The following is a 14985-nucleotide window of genomic DNA, read 5'->3' as shown; positions in this document are numbered from 1 at the left end:
CACAAAGACGGTCCGCAAAACGGCGCCCGGATTATCCGGGCGCCGTTTTCATGTCGGTGCTGATGGCGAAGGCAAGCCGCCACCGCCAGCGCCTGTTTCAGGCAGCCTTGCCGTTGGCGTTCATCGCCTCGTCGGCGAGACGCCCGGTGAGCTCGGCCATGTGATCGAAAACGCTGCGATAGGTGGCGACGCCTGCGGTCGCCGAGCGTAATTCGATGATCAGGTCGCCGATCTCCGCTTGTGGCATGGTCGCCTCGACGACATCCCATCCCGGCCAATCGGGCCGCGCGTCGTAGCCGAGGATCTGGCCGCGCCGCTGTGGGATCAGGGCAATGATCTTCGAGGTGGCGTCGGACGGCGTGACGATCTCGACCTTCATCACCGGTTCAAGCAGCACCGGCGAGCAGGCGGCCATGCCTTCCTTCATCGCCAGCTTGGCCGCCATCTGGAAGGCCATGTCCGAGGAATCGACGGCATGGTAGGAGCCGTCGGAAAGGTTGACGGCGACATCGACCACCGCAAAGCCAAGAGGGCCGGATTTCAGATAGTCGCGCACGCCGGTCTCGACCGACTGGATATAGGTTTTCGGCACAACGCCACCGGTGATGGTGTCTGAGAACTGGAAACCGGAGCCGCGCGGCAGCGGCTTGATCTCGATCACCACGTCGCCGAACTGGCCGTGGCCGCCCGACTGCTTCTTGTGGCGGCCGCGCTGCTGGACAGACTTGCGGATCGTCTCACGGTAGGGGACCGCCGGAGCGTGGCCCTCGACCGGAATCTGGTTCTTGCCCTCCAGCCGCTCGCGCACGACGCGCAGATGCATCTCGCCATGTCCCGACAGAACGGTTTCTGCCGAATCCTGATTGTGGCGCAGGCTGAGCGAGGGATCCTCCTCGGCGAGGCGCTGGATGGCGGCCGACATCTTGACCTCGTCCTTGCGTTCCTTCGGCCGCAGCGCGAAGGCGAAGACCGGTTGCGGCGGCGCCAGGGTGACCAGCGGCTTGATGCCGCCCTTGGTTGTGGCAAGCGTCTGGCCGGTCTTGACGTCGTCGAGCTTGCCCAGCGCCACCGTATCGCCGGCCTTGGCGGAGGTCAGTTTCGACTGGTCCTTGCCGAGCATTCTGTAGATGCCAGAGACTTTTGCCGTCTCGCCCGTCGAGAGATAGAGCTCCGAGGCATCGGCAAGCTGGCCGGACAGGATGCGCGACACCGAAAGCTTGCCGCCATGCGCGGTGTGAATGGTCTTCATCACCTGGACCACGGTCGCATTGCCGTCGGGTGCGCCGAGGCGCTTGCGGGTCGCCTCGATATCGGGCGCATCGTGGCGGATTGCCTTCAAGAGGCGCAGCACGCCATTGCCCTTTTCGGCGGTGCCGATCAGCACCGGCGTCACGATGCCGGCGCGCAGGTCGGCGGCGAGGTCATCGAAGATCTCGTCCTTGGGCGGCTCGATCTCCTCCAGCAACTGCTCCATCAACTGGTCGTCGTGGTCGGCGAGCGTCTCCAGCATGGAGAAACGCGCCTCGAGTTCGCGCGCCTTATCGTCGCCGGGAATCTGGGCAACCTCGCTTTCGGCATATTCGCGATAGATGTAGGCGCGCTCCAGCGCGAGATCGATCGAGCCGACGACGACGCCATCCTTGCGCAGCGGAATCTGGCGCAGCAGCAGCGGCACCGAGCTTGCCGGCTGCAGCATCTTCAGCGTGTCGCGCACGCCGGCGATTGCCTTGTCGACCTTGTTCAGGAACAGGATGCGCGGCACGCCGAGATCGTCGAGCTTGCGCATGATCAGCTGCAAGGCGGGGATCTTCTTCTCGTCGGCTTCGGCGACGACCACGGCGAGGTCGCAAGCGGCCAGCACCGGCTCGGCCTCGAAGGAGAATTCGATCGAGCCGGGGCAGTCGACGAAGGTGATCTGCTCGCCCATGAATTCGGTGGTGGCGACGGTCGCCTCGACGCTCATGGCGTGGGCGCGCGCCTCGGGCGAATGATCGGAAACGGTGTTTCCTGATGAAACGGGGTTCTGGCGGGGAATGGCGCCCGTACGGGCGAGTATGGCTTCGAGAAGTGTCGTCTTACCGCTTGCGAAGGGACCGACTATGGCAATGCATTTCGGTCCCGTGCGTCGTCCTCCGGCGCGAGTACCCATGACTGACCTCCACTCAGGCGTTTCCCTGGGAGCGGCGGCCGGCCTGTCGACCGTCGCGGGCGGGGTTCTTTTCGTTCGCCACCTGCCCAAGACCATCGTCCCACGGGTTTGCCGGCGGGGCAAGGAAAATAGGAAGCCGGCACTGTTGGCTCGCCCAGGTGGTTGCACCGCCCGCGAGATCGGACGACACTGCCATCGGCGGAAGAGCGGGCGGCACCGCCATGGCCACGCCACCAGATTGAGGATTGCCTGTCATGAAGATCATTGCCTGCGGCAGCGTCGCGACCATCATCGCGCCGGAAAAGTACTTTACCGGCCGTGTGTTGCAGACGCCGGTCATCGAGAAGGAAGCGCCGGCGCGGCTACGCGCCACCATGGTCAGCTTCGAACCCGGCGCACGCACCCACTGGCACACCCATCCGCTTGGCCAGACGCTGTATGTCACCGCGGGCGCCGGTCGGGCGCAGAGCTGGGGTGGGCCGATCCAGGACATCAAGGCCGGCGACGTCATTTCGTTTGAACCGGGCGAAAAGCACTGGCATGGCGCCGGTCCGAAATCGGCGATGACGCACATGGCCATGCAGGAGGCGCTGGACGGCTCCCATGCCGACTGGATGGAGCAGGTGACCGACGAGCAGTATGGCGGCTGAGGCCACAAAGACTCTGTTGGAACCGGTGTAAAAAAACCCGGCCGCGCGGCCGGGTTTTTCATGGTTCTCGTCGATGTGCCGATCAGGTCAGCGATGCGGTAAAGCGCTGGATGCGCGTGCAGGCTTCCTCGAGCAGCGTCTCCGACGTGGCGTAGGAGATGCGGAAGTTGGGCCCAAGGCCAAAGGCCGAACCGAACACGACCGCGACGCCTTCGGCCTCGAGCAGTTCCGAGCAGAAAGTCTCGTCGGTGTCGATCACCTTGCCGGCTTTGGTCTTCTTGCCGATCAGCTGGGCGCAGGACGGATAGACGTAGAAGGCGCCTTCTGGCGACGGACAGGTGATGCCACGCGCCTGGTTGAGCATCGAGACGACGAGGTCGCGCCTGCCTTGAAAGATCGCCTTGTTCCTGGCGATGAAATCCTGCGGGCCGTTCAGCGCCTCGACCGAGGCCCATTGCGCGATGGCGCAGGCGCCGGAGGTCTGCTGGCCCTGGATCATGTCCATCGCCTTGATCAGCGCCACCGGACCCGCCGCATAGCCGATGCGCCAGCCGGTCATGGCATAGGCCTTCGACACGCCGTTCATGGTCAGCGTGCGCTCATAAAGCTTCGGCTCGACCTCGGCGATGGTCTTGAAGACGAAGTCGCCATAGGTCAGATGCTCGTACATGTCGTCGGTCAGCACCCAGACATGCGGATGCTTCAACAGCACATCGGCCAGCGCGCGCAATTCGGCTTCCGTGTAGGCAGCGCCCGACGGGTTCGACGGCGAGTTCATCAGCAGCCATTTGGTCTTCGGCGTGATTGCCTTTTCCAGCACCTGCGCCGTCAGCTTGAAGCCATTGTCGATGGAGGTGTCGGCAAAGGTCGAGGTGCCGCCGCAGATCGCCACCATTTCGGGATAGCTCACCCAGTAGGGACGCGGGATGATGACCTCGTCACCGGGGTTAAGCGTCGCCATGAAGGCGTTGAACAGGATCTGCTTGCCGCCGGTGCCGACAATGGTCTGCTCCGGTCGGTAGTCGAGATTGTTCTCGCGCTTGAACTTTTTCGCGATCGCTTCGCGCAGCGGCGCGATGCCTGAAACCGGCGGGTACTTGGTCTCGCCGCGGCGAATGGCCTCGATCGCCGCATTCTTGATGTTGTCAGGCGTGTCGAAATCCGGCTCGCCGGCACCCAGGCCGATAATGTCACGGCCGGCGTTTTTCAGCTCGCGCGCTTTCTGCGTCACCGCGATGGTCGCGGAAGGCTTTACGCGGGAAAGGGCGTCGGCAAGAAAGGCCATGACCAAATGTCTCCAGAGAGGATCGGCGCGGCCACCAGCGGCCGCGGCGCTTCTCATGTCGCATCATTTAGCCAAGCGCAAGCACTGTCGGGTGAGCCAGGGCTCAAATCCTCGGCAACACTAAATTCATTAACGAGGGGTAGACCCTTTGCATGGCAGGATCGCGGTCCAATTCCGCCCGTCTTGCGGAGCGAGGAACCGTGTCGAGCATCGGGCTTGCCCACCACATCGTCCGCCAGAATGACGGCACCTCCACCGGTGTCTGGGGCATCTATACGCTGCAGAGCGCCTTCCAGCCGATCTTCGCCTTCAGGAATGGCAAGCTGTCGGTTGTCGCGTTCGAGGGGCTTATCCGGCCGTTTCGCGACGGCGAGCCGCAATCGCCGATGAGTTTTTTCAGGAGCTGTCCGGCTGGCGACCGCCTGCATATCGAGGCGCTGACACGGACACTTCACCTTTTGAATGCCGGCGCATGCCTGCCGGAAGAGGCGTCCATCTTCATCAATTTCGACCCCTCGGTGTTCACCGATCGCGCCATCTCCGACCATGCGCTGCGCGACATGCGGCTTGTTCTGCAGGAGGCCGGCATCGATCCGCGCCGTGTCGTCTGCGAGGTGACCGAGCAGAAATCGGCATCGCAGGAAACGCTGTACAGTTTCGTCGCGGCGCTCAAGGCCAATGGTTTTCGCATCGCCGTCGACGATTACGGCGCCGACGAGTCCGACATCAACCGCGTCAAGGACCTCAAGCCGGACATCGTCAAGTTCGATGCGCACTGGATCACACAGCTGATGGAGTCCGGCGCCGGCTTTGCCTTGTTGACCGCCATGGTGACGAGCTTCGAACAGCAAGGCATCCGCACCGTGTTCGAGGGCATCGAGGAAGGCTGGCAGCTTGAGCTGGCCGAAAAATCGGGAGCCTCCATGGTGCAGGGTTTCGCGGTGGGGCGACCGGAACTGGCACCGACCAGTTTTCGTGCCTTCGGCAAGGACACGCAGCCATCGGCCGCGGCAGCCGATGCTGGGACTTCCAAGCCAACCGCGGCGCCGTCGGCACGCCCGGTGAAAGCATTCGGGCGCAGGAAGACGCCATGATCCGCCCCGGCGACAGGCGGCGCAACGCCAGCGAGGCGATCTTTGCCGACGAGATCGGGATCGAATATGGCATCTATGGCGAGTTCCGGCTGAAGAGCGCCTATCAGCCGATCTTCATGCCGCGCGGCCGGTCACTGACGGCGGTCGCGGTCGAAGCGCTGGTCGAGCCGCACCGCGCAGGCATGCCGGTTGCGCCATCGGTGTTTTTCGGCGGCGTGCCAGTAGAGGATCGCCTGTTTGTCGAAACCATGTGCCGGATGCTGCATCTCAGGAATTTCCGCAATATCGGTGTCGATGGGCTTAACCTGTTCTTCAACTACAACCCGCTGATCAACGATCATCCCGGACGGGCGCTGGCCGAAATCCGGCTGATGGCCAGGCATCTCGGCGATCTCGGCCTGCATCCGGCGATGCTGGTCTGCGAGATCACCGAGCAGGCGGCCGATGACAAGGTGCTCATCAGCCTGGTGCGCGAGATGCGGCGTAGCGGCTTCCGCATCGCCATCGACGATTTTGGCACCGGCCACTCGACGGAAGAGCGGATAAGCCTTCTGCATCCCGACATCGTCAAGATCGACGGCGCCTGGTTTGCGGAATTCTGCCGCCATGCCGCCGCCGAGCGGTTTTTTCGGCCGCTCGTCTCCATGCTGCATGACCGCGGCGCCAAGGTGCTGGTCGAGGGGATCGAGCAGTCCGTGCACCTTCGCGTTGCACTGGAGGGAGGTGTCGACCTGCTGCAGGGCTTTCTCTTGGCGCGGCCGGCGCTCGCCGGCACGATCTTCAATGAAGAACCGCTGCGCATCGACACGCTGCTCGGCACCGACAACAAGGTCATCCCGTTGCATCAACGCCGCTGATGGACGCGCCAAAACAAATCACTGGTTGACGCTGTTCCCGTCGCGATAATTGCCTCAGCCGGGGAGCGCAGCCCCAAGGGAGCGGCAATGACCATACTTTACGGGATGATCGACAGCGGCAATTGCTACAAGCCGCGCCTGTTGATGGCCAAGCTCGGCATCGCCTTCACCAACATCGAGGTGAGTTCGCACACCGGCGAGACGCGCAAGGCCGACTATGTCGCCAAGAACCCCAATGCCATGGTGCCGCTGCTGGAATTCGACGATGGTCGGCGGTTGGCCGAATCCAATGCCATCCTGCTCTATCTCGCCGAAGGCACGCGCTTCCTGCCGACCGACCGGTACGAGCGGGGGCTGGCCTATCAGTGGCTGTTCTTCGAGCAGTACAGCCACGAGCCCTATATCGCGGTGCGCAAGGCGCTGCTGACCTTTCCGGAAAGGGCCAGGGATGCGACGCCGGAGCGGCTGGCGGTGACGCTGGAGCGCGGCAACAAGGCGCTCGGCGTGATGAACAGGCATCTGGAAAGCAGCGCGTTCTTCGCCGGCGCTGCCCTCAGCGTCGCCGACATCGCGCTCTATGCCTATACGCACACGGCAGAGCAGGGCGGCTTCCAGCTCGACGCCTATCCGGCGGTGGCGGCCTGGCTGAAGCGGGTCGAGGCGGATCCAGGGCATGTGCCGATGGAATGGTTGGGATAAGCGATGTCGGCGATGAGAGCGTCCTTCTCCCCGTTCACGGGGAGAAGGTGGCGGCAGCCAGATGAGGGGCGGCGCCAGCTTCTCAAAGATTGGTCTGGTGATGGGAAGTTCTGATGTGTGGGCGCTGCCCCTCATCGCCCTGCCGGGCGTTCGTCATTCGAAAAGCCAAGCAATTGGCTTTTCGTCCGCTTCGCGGACCACTCCTCAACTCCCCGTAAACGGGGAGAAGGAGGCTGAACTCCAGGCAAATAAAAAGGCGGGATAAATCCCGCCTTCCCATTTCCGGTAGCCTGATCGGGAGCGTTTGGTCCGGGCTGGCAGCTATCTGCTGATCCAGCTTGTCGGGTCTTTTCGCTCCGGTGCGCTTCTCGCGCGACCGTCAGTACATCCGTGACTTGCCGCGCGCCCCGAGCTACCGCCCGGCGCGCGCCATTCGCAAATCAGGCCGCCTTGCTCAGAGAACCAGCGGACGACTTGCCAGTGCGGCGGTCCTGCTCGATCTCGAAGTTGATCTTCTGGCCTTCGACCAGGGTCGACAGCCCAGCGCGCTCGACAGCGGAGATGTGAACGAAAACGTCCGCGCCGCCATTGTCAGGCTGGATGAAGCCGAAGCCCTTGGTGGAGTTAAACCACTTGACCGTACCAGTTGCCATTTAGATAGTCCTTCAACATTTGCTTTAGTTTGACCGAACCGAAGTCCAGCCGGTGTGCATCGAGATTTTGGAGATAGACGTCAGCAAACGCGAAGATCGCGAGGCCCGGATCGATCGGCCGAAATATCAATGGGACGCATATAGTCTGGTTTTGCACCAAAAACAAGATGGTGCGGAAAAAGGCGCCACCGCGGCGCTGCCCAACGACCGCCCCAATCGCGTGAAAGCGTTGCAAAATAAGGCCACGGCGCGCGCTCTTTTTTGGCACTCATTGTACGCTATGGCCTTGATTGTGTGCATGTTCCTTGCTGAAAAACCGATTGTGCGTTTCGAGGTCTGCGCGGCGGGAAGATCGTAGCGCCTTCTGGCGTTCGTCCGGTTTTGGGAGAAGACCATGAAAACCATTCTGCTTGCCGCATGCCTGACGCTGGTTGCCGCCGAGGCGCAGGCGATCTCGCGCTATGACCCCACCCATATGAGCTGCGGCGAGGTGCAGGCGACGATCGCCAGGCAAGGCGCGGTCATCCTGCGCTACCAGTCGACGCGCGTGCCTGGGCTGCCGCTCTACGATCGCTATGTGCAGAGCGAACAATTCTGCAACATTGGCGAGGTCAGGAAGCGCGTCTATGTGCCAAGCGCCGACACGAAATCCTGCCCGGTCTACATCTGCAAGCGGGTGGATTCGGAGAGGCGTTTCCGCCGGCGACTTCTCCCGGACTAGAGTTTTCCAGGCGTTATCCCGAAACAGGGTCGGGCTCACGTGCCGGCCTTAGAATCCGAACGATACCTGTGCCGGCGGCGGCGGGCCGACGCGCACGCCTTCCATCGCCAGCATCTTTTCCTTGGTGGCCGAGCCGCCCGGTGCCGAAAATCCGCCGATCTTGCCGCCTGCGGCAAGAATGCGATGGCACGGGATGACCAGCGGCACCGGGTTGGCGCCGAGGGCAGATCCCGTTTCCCGCGCGAGCCCGCCATGGCCGGCGCGCTTGGCCAGTTCGCCATAGGTGGTGGTTTCGCCATAGCTCAGTTTTCGCGCCGCGTCGTAGATGGCAAGGCGGAAATCGTCGACGCCGGCGAGATCGACCGGCACGCCGGAGAAATCGATATCCTCGCCAGCCGCATAGGCCTTGATCGAGGCGATCAGTTCGACCACCCATTGCGGCTGGTCGGTGGAGGTGGAAACACCGGCATGGCGAAACAGCCGGCGCTCAACCGCCTCGCGACTGCGCTCGGGCAGGCAAAGCCGGATCAGGCCTGTCTCGCTCCAGGCGATGCCCATGAAGCCGATCACTGTTTCTAACACTGCGTGGCCGGCTGTGATCGCGGGTGCGTTTTCCATGGTGGCTCCTTTTCGCAAAAGGCCAAGAAACGGGTAGATGTCTGGTACAGATAGGGAACAATATCGCAGCTTGCACCCGACCTCGCCAACCGAAAACCACCTGATGGCCCTGATTGCCGCAGGAAAAGCGCTGGTGTAAGGACTTCTTAACAACCCGACAAACTGGACCCCCGCGGCTTGCCAGCGAAAATCATCATCACCGCAATCGGCGTGCTCGCTGCCGCGGCCGGCCTCAGCGGCTGCACCTCGACATCGCAGACCAAGCCTATGCCGGCGCTTGCCGCGGCCGCCACGCCTGCCGTCGTGGACGACACGCCGACGGTTGCGCTGCCTGAAACCGTGGCCGTGCTGCCGGAACCGTCCGGTCTTGCCCAGGTTCAGACGGCGGCGCTAGCCGGCGGCGAGACGGTCGCCGCGGCGACGCTAGGCGCGCCGGCGACACCTGGCGCGGCGCTGCCGCCGCCCGCGCAGCCTGGCGCGGCGCTGGCCCAGCCGGCCGCCTTTGCCGGCTCGACACCCATCGCCGGACAGTTTCCGCCACCGCCGGCCGTGATGGCCGGCACATCGCCGACAAGCCCCGGCTCCATCAAGGCCGTCTATGCCACCGCGGCCGTCGCCATGCCGATCACCGGGCAGACGATGAAGGCAGCACCGATGCCTGGCGTTCAACAAGTCGCCTATGTGGTGCCTGAGAATCCGGCGCTGCTCGCGCCTCCCGGCCAGCCCGAGGAGCATGCAGCCGGACCGCGCGGCGAAATCGAGCGGCTGATCGAGAAATATGCCGCGCTCTATCAGGTGCCGGTGGATCTGGTGCGCCATGTCGTCAACCGCGAGAGCACCTTCAACCCGAAGGCCTACAATCACGGCCATTGGGGGCTGATGCAGATCAAGCACGCGACGGCGCGCGGCATGGGGTATCTCGGACCGGCAAGCGGCCTGTTCGATGCCGAGACCAATCTCAAATATGCGGTGAAGTATCTGCGCGGCGCCTGGCTGGTCTCCGACGGCAATGCCAAGCGCGCCGACCGGCTCTACCAGACCGGCTATTACTACGACGCCAAGCGCAAGGGCCTGCTGGAAGAAACCGGCCTTGGCCGCGACCGTTCACGGCGGCGCCTGCAGCCCGATGCCTGAGCCGCGTCCGCCGGCGCTCAACGACATCCGGCTGCGCAAGATCCTCGACGACACGCTCGTTATGCCGCGCTGGCCCGAAGGCTTTGTCATGCGCGGCTTTGCGACTTCTGATGCGCTCGCCTTGCATGCGCTGCTGACAGAAGTGTTCGACGACGGCAGCGACGGTCCGTTCGACGAATGGTGGCCACGCATTGCAGGTGACGCCGAATTCGATCCGGCCTTGTGCTTCCTGGTCATCGACGACAAGGGCCGGCTGGCGGGGGCGGCGCTCTGCTGGACGCGGGCCTTCGTCAAGGACCTTGCCGTCCACCCCGAGGCGCGCGGCAGGGGTATTGCCGAGGCGCTGATGTGGCACGCCTTCGCCGTCTTTCATGCGCGCGGCGCCGCTTATGTCGACCTGAAGACCAACACCGTCGAGAACGCTGCGGCTGTCCGGCTCTACGAGCGGCTGGGTATGACGCCTGTCGCCTGGGAAGGGTAGGGCGGTTTCTGCTGCCGCGAAGCCACGCGCCCGAGGAATGCGTTGGGTTTGTGAACTGCTTCACATAGGCCGCTGCAGGCAAATGTTAACCACATATCCACGCCGCTCGGCCGATCAGGGATCTGCGAGAGGCAAGATATCGGAGTGGGCTGCGCCGGCATGTGTCGGTCCCTCCCGGGCGGGTCTCAGGCGGGGGTTTGGGACCCGCCTGTTCTTGGCGGTTCGCTCGCAAGCTTGCTTCTTCAGCTCGGTATCGGTGTGTCTGACGCCCGCTCAGATGTCAGGTGCGTTGCCGATCTTTCGTTTGAGCTCGAGCGCCCAGGCGCGGCCTTCGTCGCCGCCCCATAGCAGCCAGGCGATGTGGCCTGCCGACGGGTTCGCCTCATTGCCGTAATTCTTGCCGCGCTTGTCGACCTCGTGGCGGGCGAAATAACTGACCATGCGGCGGATGGTGGAGGGGGCGAGCTTTTCGCGGTTCATCAGTTCGGTGGCCCGCGCCACGCCGATCTCGGTGCCGCCGCGGCCGAATTTTTCGCGCAGCCGCAAACCCTTGGCAGCGTTGTCGGCAACGATCTGCGGGCAGCGCAGGTCGATCTCGTCATCATCGTGCATTTTTTTCCCCCGATCCCGTAAGCTCTAGCCGATGGGAAGAATGCGGGGAAGCGGCACAGGTTCCGCAGTGCGGCACGGCAGCGGCGTGCAAAAAATGTCGGGACCAATTGCTGCCAAACGTCCTTGGTTTGCAGAGCAACCGCGCCGGGACGCCGGCGCGATACCCAAGGAGCCGACCATGATCACCTTTCCCAATGAATCCGCGAAATACCGCGCCGCCCGTGAAAGACTGCTGCAGAAGGAAATCGAGCTGCGCCGGGTCATGGAAGACGTCGCCGTGGCGCGGCGCGCGCTGCCGCCGGGCGGGCTGGTGCCGCAGGATTATGTGTTCGACGGGCTTGGCGCCGATGGCCGGCCGGCCAAGGTCAAACTGTCGGAGCTGTTTGCGCCGGGCAAGGACACGCTGATCCTCTACTCCATGATGTTTCCGCGCCACCCGGAGGAAACGCGCGACGTGGCGACCAGCGGCGGCACGGCGAAACTCGCGCGGCCGGACCAGCCGTGCCCGTCCTGCACCGGCCTGCTTGATCAGTTCGACGGTGCCATTGGTCATCTCGAGGCTGCCGGCTTCAATTTCGCCGTGGTGGGCAAGACCGCGCTCGACAATCTGCTCACGCTTGGCCGCGATAGAGGCTGGCGCAACATGCGACTGCTGTCCTGCGCCTCCAACAGCTTCAAGCGCGACTACAATGCGGAAGCCGCCGATGGCGCGCAGCTGCCGCTGCTGTCGGTGTTCCACCGCGATGCCGATGGCGTCAGGCATTTCTGGAGTTCCGAGCTTGGCTTCGCGCCGCAGGAACCCGGCCAGGACCCGCGCGCCATCGGCACTTGCGAGATCCTGTGGAACCTGATGGATTTTACACCGCAAGGTCGGCCGGACTGGAACGAGCAATTGCAGTATTGCGAGGCGTGCTGCCAATGAGGGGGAGGGCCGTGGTGCTTCAGAGATGACCTGGCGCTCTACGGCGCCCCCCTCTGTCCTGCCGGACATCTCCCCCACTTGGGGGGAGATCGGCCGACACCGCAGCCTTCGCCAATTGTCAACGTCGCAGAGAAGAAAGCCGGCGCGAAAGCTGCCAATCTCCCCACCTGTGGGGGAGATGTCCGGCAGGACAGAGGGGGGCGCCGTAGGGCGCCACGGCAGGCGCTTCAGATGCCTGCACCAACTCGAGGGAGAATCCCATGCCCAAGATCGACCTGTCCGCCGTGCCCGCCCGCAAGGGCTCAGGCTATCCCGCACCTTTCGATGCACCTTGCGCCACCCGCACGCGGCGGCGGCTGGGCGATGCTGGTGGCCTCACCGATTTCGGCGTCAACCTGATGACATTGCCATCCGGCGGCTGGTCGAGCCAGCGCCACTGGCACAGCCATGAGGATGAGTTCGTCTATGTGCTGGAAGGCGAACTGACGCTGGTCGAAGACGGCAGCGAGACGCTGCTCAAGGCCGGCGACTGCGCCACCTTTGCCAAGAACAGCGGCAATGGCCATCACCTGATCAACCGGTCCGCTACGACGGCGCTCTATCTGGAGGTCGGCTCACGCTCTCAGGATGATGTCATCACTTGCTCCGACATCGACATGATGAGCCCCAGTTCCGACGGACGGTTCTTGCACAAGGATGGCACGCCGTATCCGGGGCAGGGGTGAGGGCTGGACCATTCGTCGGCGCTGGCGTTCGGCCGGTGGCGCGATAAGCTCCCCGCAAACCCAGGGAGGATCACCATGAAGAAGGAAGTCATCGAGGTGCCCGTCATGTCGGCCAAGGTGCGGGCGCTCGGCTTGCCGTGCTCGACCGCGGTCAGGGCCAACGGCTTCGTGTTCATCTCGGCGACGCCGCCGGTGGACATGGTGACCGGCGAGATGGTGCGCGGCGACATCGAAACGCAGACCGAGGCGTCGCTGAAGGCGCTGAAACATTGCCTGGAAGCGGCTGATACCTCGCTCGACAACGTGGTGATGGTGCGCATCTACGCCGTCAATTCCGGCTTCTACAACGCCATCAACCGGGTCTATGCCAAGTACTTCAGCGTCAACCCGCCGGCGCGCAGCTTCGTGCCGGTGGCGTCATGGCCGATGGAGTTTGATATCGAGATCGAATGTGTGGCGGTGGCGTGAGGGTGAGAAGCGGCCCGCGTAGCGGACGAAAAGCCAATAGCTTGGCTTTTCAGCTTGGCTTTTTCGAGCTTCGAACGCCTCGTTGGTACTCAATATGGCGGCTCAATGGCGATTGATTGCCTTCTTCAATTTCCACGCATAATAGATCTTTGAATCCCTTAATTCTTCGGGTTCTTGTAATCTTTCTCTAATTGCAGGTATTAATGTATCAGTTATATGCTTCCCACCAAAAGCTGCGACCACTGCGCCGAATATCGCTGAGATTCCCCCGGTAGCTGCTGCAGCGACAGCATGAAATGCTGTCTTGCCGCCTCCGTCAATGAGATTTCTGTTTTGGAGTCGCCGATTTTTTTGCACGATCTTTTCCATTTTTGCCTCTTCATCCTTAAAAAGAAGAGAGACGTCGTCGCCTGACTTAACACCGTCACCTATTAGCTTCCGAAAATCGTGAAGATGGTGCCACTCACTATCTCTGAATTTCAATATGTCTCTGATATCATTTTGTGCTATGAATGGATAATTTAGATCTATATTTCTAGAGAAATTGTCATTTCCGAATATCTCCTTCATTATCTCTATTTGCTTGGTTGTGGTAGATATATTCTGTATCCGAAATTCGCTCGCAGTTTTGTTCGTTTGTATTATGTCGTTCGATAGGAAAGTGGCTGGACCGGCAGCGGCTCCAATTTCTATCACTTGTTCTCTCGTCAAAGTCTGATTTTTCTGAAATTCTCCGATTGATGCGGGCAATTGGTTGCCGTCGTGATAGAAACCGCCATTGAAGTGGCCCCCATAGTCTGCTGAATTTTTGATAGTGAATTCGAAAGCGCGACCTATTTTCCGATCAAAAGTAACTTGTACTTCATCAAGAAATTTCTTGGTAATTACAAAATACATGTCCTTAATATCAGAAGATTCGGTAAAAACTCCAGAGAGTCCTCTGTTGAGGCAGCTTCTGCAGAGGTTGTACGTCGAGAAATCCGTGAACGTTATTATTTTCCGCTCTACTAGAGGGTGAATCGACAAAAGCTTGGTAAGATAATAGGATATTTCTCGAATTGACCCTAGAGACGGTTTTTTAGATTTAATATTTCCAAAGAACGGATTGAACAAAACAAACTCGTCGGCATACATGGCTGCAAAAGACGCGGCACTGCCAAAAGCGTTGTCTCGACATTGGAAGCTGGAACAAGGATAGGGAAGTCCTGACATTTCGGTGTTGCCGACAAAACAGTATGGGGAAGCCTGAGATACGGGTTTTGGCAAATTGGCTTTAACAGCTTCGACTAGTTCGAATAGCTTTTCTGGAGTGAGGGTCAAAAGTCTGTCGTTTAGCGAACTGGCGTCCCCGACGTCTCCTAGCCCAATGGCATCATCGATAATCTCAAGGTATTTCATCTGAATCAGCCCCCGAATGTGAAGAGAAGAATATATCCCTATGTTCGCCGATTTTCCAACCTTCGAGCTGGATGGGAACTAGATCATAGCATTGCCGGTCTGCCGCAAATTGCGGGGGCGGACTGTAAGTGCCGCTACTAAAGCATCGTTTGTCTAGCCAGCCTGACCTTCCGTGTTCGAACGGCGAGTCCGATTAATATCCTGGCGAAAGGCGTTAAGTTTGGCTAGCAGCAGTTCCTACGCTACCGCTTAGCTCGGTCGTCAAATAGATTGATAATTCCTGCCGACGACTGTCTGTGGTGGGATCATGCTCATACAGAGAAAGAACGGTGCGGCTAGCGGCTTCGTATCCCCCAGGCAAAATACTCCTGCAGCGGCCTGACCTCCAGGCTCCTCGCCTTCAGCGCCGCGATCGCCTCCGCCACCGCAGCCGCGCCTGACAGTGTCGTGTAATACGGCCTGGCGGTTGCGGATGGCGTCCTTGATGTGCGGGCGGCCTTCCAGCACCTTGTTGATTCT

Annotated in this window: 17 protein-coding genes and 1 pseudogene; 11 read left to right on the top strand and 7 right to left on the bottom strand. The window is 61.5% G+C overall.

Going from position 1 to position 14985, the window contains the following annotated elements; all coding sequences use genetic code 11:
• Nucleotides 1-97: 97 nt before the first annotated feature.
• Nucleotides 98-2149, bottom strand: coding sequence for an elongation factor G (locus AC1D0N_RS15605; RefSeq protein ID WP_477245339.1), 2052 nt, complete (start codon nucleotides 2147-2149; stop codon nucleotides 98-100).
• 254 nt (nucleotides 2150-2403) lie between these two features.
• Here AC1D0N_RS15605 and AC1D0N_RS15600 point away from each other — a divergent pair, with 254 nt between their 5' ends.
• A complete protein-coding gene (locus tag AC1D0N_RS15600) occupies nucleotides 2404-2799 on the top strand; it encodes a (R)-mandelonitrile lyase (protein ID WP_477245338.1) in 396 nt (131 codons plus the stop codon).
• An 82-nt stretch (nucleotides 2800-2881) separates the two neighbouring features.
• Here the strand turns inward: AC1D0N_RS15600 and AC1D0N_RS15595 are convergent, their stop codons facing one another.
• The gene (locus tag AC1D0N_RS15595) at nucleotides 2882-4084 is read right to left on the bottom strand and encodes a pyridoxal phosphate-dependent aminotransferase (RefSeq protein ID WP_477245336.1); all 1203 of its coding nucleotides are present in this window, start codon (nucleotides 4082-4084) and stop codon (nucleotides 2882-2884) included.
• Nucleotides 4085-4236: 152 nt separating this feature from the next.
• On the opposite strand from AC1D0N_RS15595, the gene AC1D0N_RS15590 reads away from it, so the two are divergent.
• The 3 genes from AC1D0N_RS15590 (at nucleotide 4237) to AC1D0N_RS15580 (ending at nucleotide 6734) form a co-directional block, all read left to right on the top strand.
• Nucleotides 4237-5178, top strand: a complete 942-nt coding sequence (locus AC1D0N_RS15590; RefSeq protein WP_477245334.1) for an EAL domain-containing protein — start codon at nucleotides 4237-4239, stop codon at nucleotides 5176-5178.
• A complete protein-coding gene (locus tag AC1D0N_RS15585) occupies nucleotides 5175-6035 on the top strand; it encodes an EAL domain-containing protein (protein WP_477245332.1) in 861 nt (286 codons plus the stop codon). Before AC1D0N_RS15590 ends, AC1D0N_RS15585 begins: the two co-directional genes overlap by 4 nt.
• An 87-nt stretch (nucleotides 6036-6122) precedes the next feature.
• A complete protein-coding gene (locus AC1D0N_RS15580) occupies nucleotides 6123-6734 on the top strand; it encodes a glutathione S-transferase family protein (RefSeq protein WP_477245331.1) in 612 nt (203 codons plus the stop codon).
• Nucleotides 6735-7174: 440 nt separating this feature from the next.
• Here AC1D0N_RS15580 and AC1D0N_RS15575 read toward each other — a convergent pair whose 3' ends face one another.
• Entirely contained in the window at nucleotides 7175-7387 is a 213-nt protein-coding gene (locus AC1D0N_RS15575) for a cold-shock protein (protein WP_112396569.1), read from the bottom strand.
• A gap of 52 nt (nucleotides 7388-7439) precedes the next feature.
• Between AC1D0N_RS15575 and AC1D0N_RS15570 the strand changes: the two genes are divergently transcribed.
• Together AC1D0N_RS15570 and AC1D0N_RS15565 are read left to right on the top strand one after the other, a co-directional pair.
• Nucleotides 7440-7745: a hypothetical protein gene (locus tag AC1D0N_RS15570; protein WP_477245328.1), complete on the top strand. Its 306-nt coding sequence runs from the start codon at nucleotides 7440-7442 to the stop codon at nucleotides 7743-7745.
• A gap of 36 nt (nucleotides 7746-7781) precedes the next feature.
• A complete protein-coding gene (locus AC1D0N_RS15565) occupies nucleotides 7782-8108 on the top strand; it encodes a hypothetical protein (protein ID WP_477245326.1) in 327 nt (108 codons plus the stop codon).
• Between the two features lie 48 nt (nucleotides 8109-8156).
• Here AC1D0N_RS15565 and AC1D0N_RS15560 read toward each other — a convergent pair whose 3' ends face one another.
• On the bottom strand, nucleotides 8157-8726 hold the full coding sequence (locus tag AC1D0N_RS15560; protein WP_477245324.1) for a methylated-DNA--[protein]-cysteine S-methyltransferase: 570 nt from the start codon (nucleotides 8724-8726) through the stop codon (nucleotides 8157-8159).
• Nucleotides 8727-8903: 177 nt separating this feature from the next.
• On the opposite strand from AC1D0N_RS15560, the gene AC1D0N_RS15555 reads away from it, so the two are divergent.
• Both AC1D0N_RS15555 and AC1D0N_RS15550 read left to right on the top strand, forming a co-directional pair.
• Nucleotides 8904-9860 carry a transglycosylase SLT domain-containing protein gene (locus AC1D0N_RS15555; RefSeq protein ID WP_477245322.1) on the top strand — a complete coding sequence of 319 codons (957 nt, stop codon included), beginning with the start codon at nucleotides 8904-8906 and terminating at the stop codon, nucleotides 9858-9860.
• A complete protein-coding gene (locus AC1D0N_RS15550; protein ID WP_477245321.1) occupies nucleotides 9853-10341 on the top strand; it encodes a GNAT family N-acetyltransferase in 489 nt (162 codons plus the stop codon). The genes AC1D0N_RS15555 and AC1D0N_RS15550 overlap by 8 nt, the downstream gene beginning before the upstream one ends.
• 273 nt (nucleotides 10342-10614) lie before the next feature.
• Here the strand turns inward: AC1D0N_RS15550 and AC1D0N_RS15545 are convergent, their stop codons facing one another.
• The gene (locus AC1D0N_RS15545) at nucleotides 10615-10953 is read right to left on the bottom strand and encodes a hypothetical protein (protein WP_477245319.1); all 339 of its coding nucleotides are present in this window, start codon (nucleotides 10951-10953) and stop codon (nucleotides 10615-10617) included.
• Between the two features lie 178 nt (nucleotides 10954-11131).
• On the opposite strand from AC1D0N_RS15545, the gene AC1D0N_RS15540 reads away from it, so the two are divergent.
• The 3 genes from AC1D0N_RS15540 to AC1D0N_RS15530 all read left to right on the top strand — a co-directional run bounded on the left by AC1D0N_RS15540 (nucleotide 11132) and on the right by AC1D0N_RS15530 (nucleotide 13068).
• A complete protein-coding gene (locus AC1D0N_RS15540) occupies nucleotides 11132-11875 on the top strand; it encodes a DUF899 family protein (protein WP_477245317.1) in 744 nt (247 codons plus the stop codon).
• A 260-nt stretch (nucleotides 11876-12135) separates the two neighbouring features.
• Nucleotides 12136-12600, top strand: coding sequence for a cupin domain-containing protein (locus tag AC1D0N_RS15535; RefSeq protein WP_477245315.1), 465 nt, complete (start codon nucleotides 12136-12138; stop codon nucleotides 12598-12600).
• Nucleotides 12601-12675: 75 nt separating this feature from the next.
• On the top strand, nucleotides 12676-13068 hold the full coding sequence (locus AC1D0N_RS15530) for a RidA family protein (protein WP_477245313.1): 393 nt from the start codon (nucleotides 12676-12678) through the stop codon (nucleotides 13066-13068).
• A 102-nt stretch (nucleotides 13069-13170) separates the two neighbouring features.
• On the opposite strand, the gene AC1D0N_RS15525 is transcribed toward AC1D0N_RS15530, so the two are convergent.
• On the bottom strand, nucleotides 13171-14466 hold the full coding sequence (locus tag AC1D0N_RS15525; RefSeq protein ID WP_477245311.1) for a hypothetical protein: 1296 nt from the start codon (nucleotides 14464-14466) through the stop codon (nucleotides 13171-13173).
• Nucleotides 14467-14801: 335 nt separating this feature from the next.
• A pseudogene (locus AC1D0N_RS15520) lies at nucleotides 14802-14985 on the bottom strand (hypothetical protein); the annotation flags it as partial.

Source organism: Mesorhizobium sp. P2_E10, assembly GCF_056404235.1.
Note: the sequence above shows the minus strand (reverse complement) of the source record. Positions and strands in the feature narration are given on the sequence as shown.

Excerpts from the sequence above, each read along its gene's own strand:
- AC1D0N_RS15605 (WP_477245339.1), bottom strand. The coding sequence starts at position 2,149 with ATGGGTACTCGCGCCGGAGGACGACGCACGGGACCGAAATGCATTGCC.
- AC1D0N_RS15600 (WP_477245338.1), top strand. The coding sequence starts at position 2,404 with ATGAAGATCATTGCCTGCGGCAGCGTCGCGACCATCATCGCGCCGGAA.
- AC1D0N_RS15595 (WP_477245336.1), bottom strand. The coding sequence starts at position 4,084 with ATGGCCTTTCTTGCCGACGCCCTTTCCCGCGTAAAGCCTTCCGCGACC.
- AC1D0N_RS15590 (WP_477245334.1), top strand. The coding sequence starts at position 4,237 with ATGGCAGGATCGCGGTCCAATTCCGCCCGTCTTGCGGAGCGAGGAACC.
- AC1D0N_RS15585 (WP_477245332.1), top strand. The coding sequence starts at position 5,175 with ATGATCCGCCCCGGCGACAGGCGGCGCAACGCCAGCGAGGCGATCTTT.
- AC1D0N_RS15580 (WP_477245331.1), top strand. The coding sequence starts at position 6,123 with ATGACCATACTTTACGGGATGATCGACAGCGGCAATTGCTACAAGCCG.
- AC1D0N_RS15575 (WP_112396569.1), bottom strand. The coding sequence starts at position 7,387 with ATGGCAACTGGTACGGTCAAGTGGTTTAACTCCACCAAGGGCTTCGGC.
- AC1D0N_RS15565 (WP_477245326.1), top strand. The coding sequence starts at position 7,782 with ATGAAAACCATTCTGCTTGCCGCATGCCTGACGCTGGTTGCCGCCGAG.
- AC1D0N_RS15560 (WP_477245324.1), bottom strand. The coding sequence starts at position 8,726 with ATGGAAAACGCACCCGCGATCACAGCCGGCCACGCAGTGTTAGAAACA.
- AC1D0N_RS15550 (WP_477245321.1), top strand. The coding sequence starts at position 9,853 with ATGCCTGAGCCGCGTCCGCCGGCGCTCAACGACATCCGGCTGCGCAAG.
- AC1D0N_RS15545 (WP_477245319.1), bottom strand. The coding sequence starts at position 10,953 with ATGCACGATGATGACGAGATCGACCTGCGCTGCCCGCAGATCGTTGCC.
- AC1D0N_RS15540 (WP_477245317.1), top strand. The coding sequence starts at position 11,132 with ATGATCACCTTTCCCAATGAATCCGCGAAATACCGCGCCGCCCGTGAA.
- AC1D0N_RS15535 (WP_477245315.1), top strand. The coding sequence starts at position 12,136 with ATGCCCAAGATCGACCTGTCCGCCGTGCCCGCCCGCAAGGGCTCAGGC.
- AC1D0N_RS15530 (WP_477245313.1), top strand. The coding sequence starts at position 12,676 with ATGAAGAAGGAAGTCATCGAGGTGCCCGTCATGTCGGCCAAGGTGCGG.
- AC1D0N_RS15525 (WP_477245311.1), bottom strand. The coding sequence starts at position 14,466 with ATGAAATACCTTGAGATTATCGATGATGCCATTGGGCTAGGAGACGTC.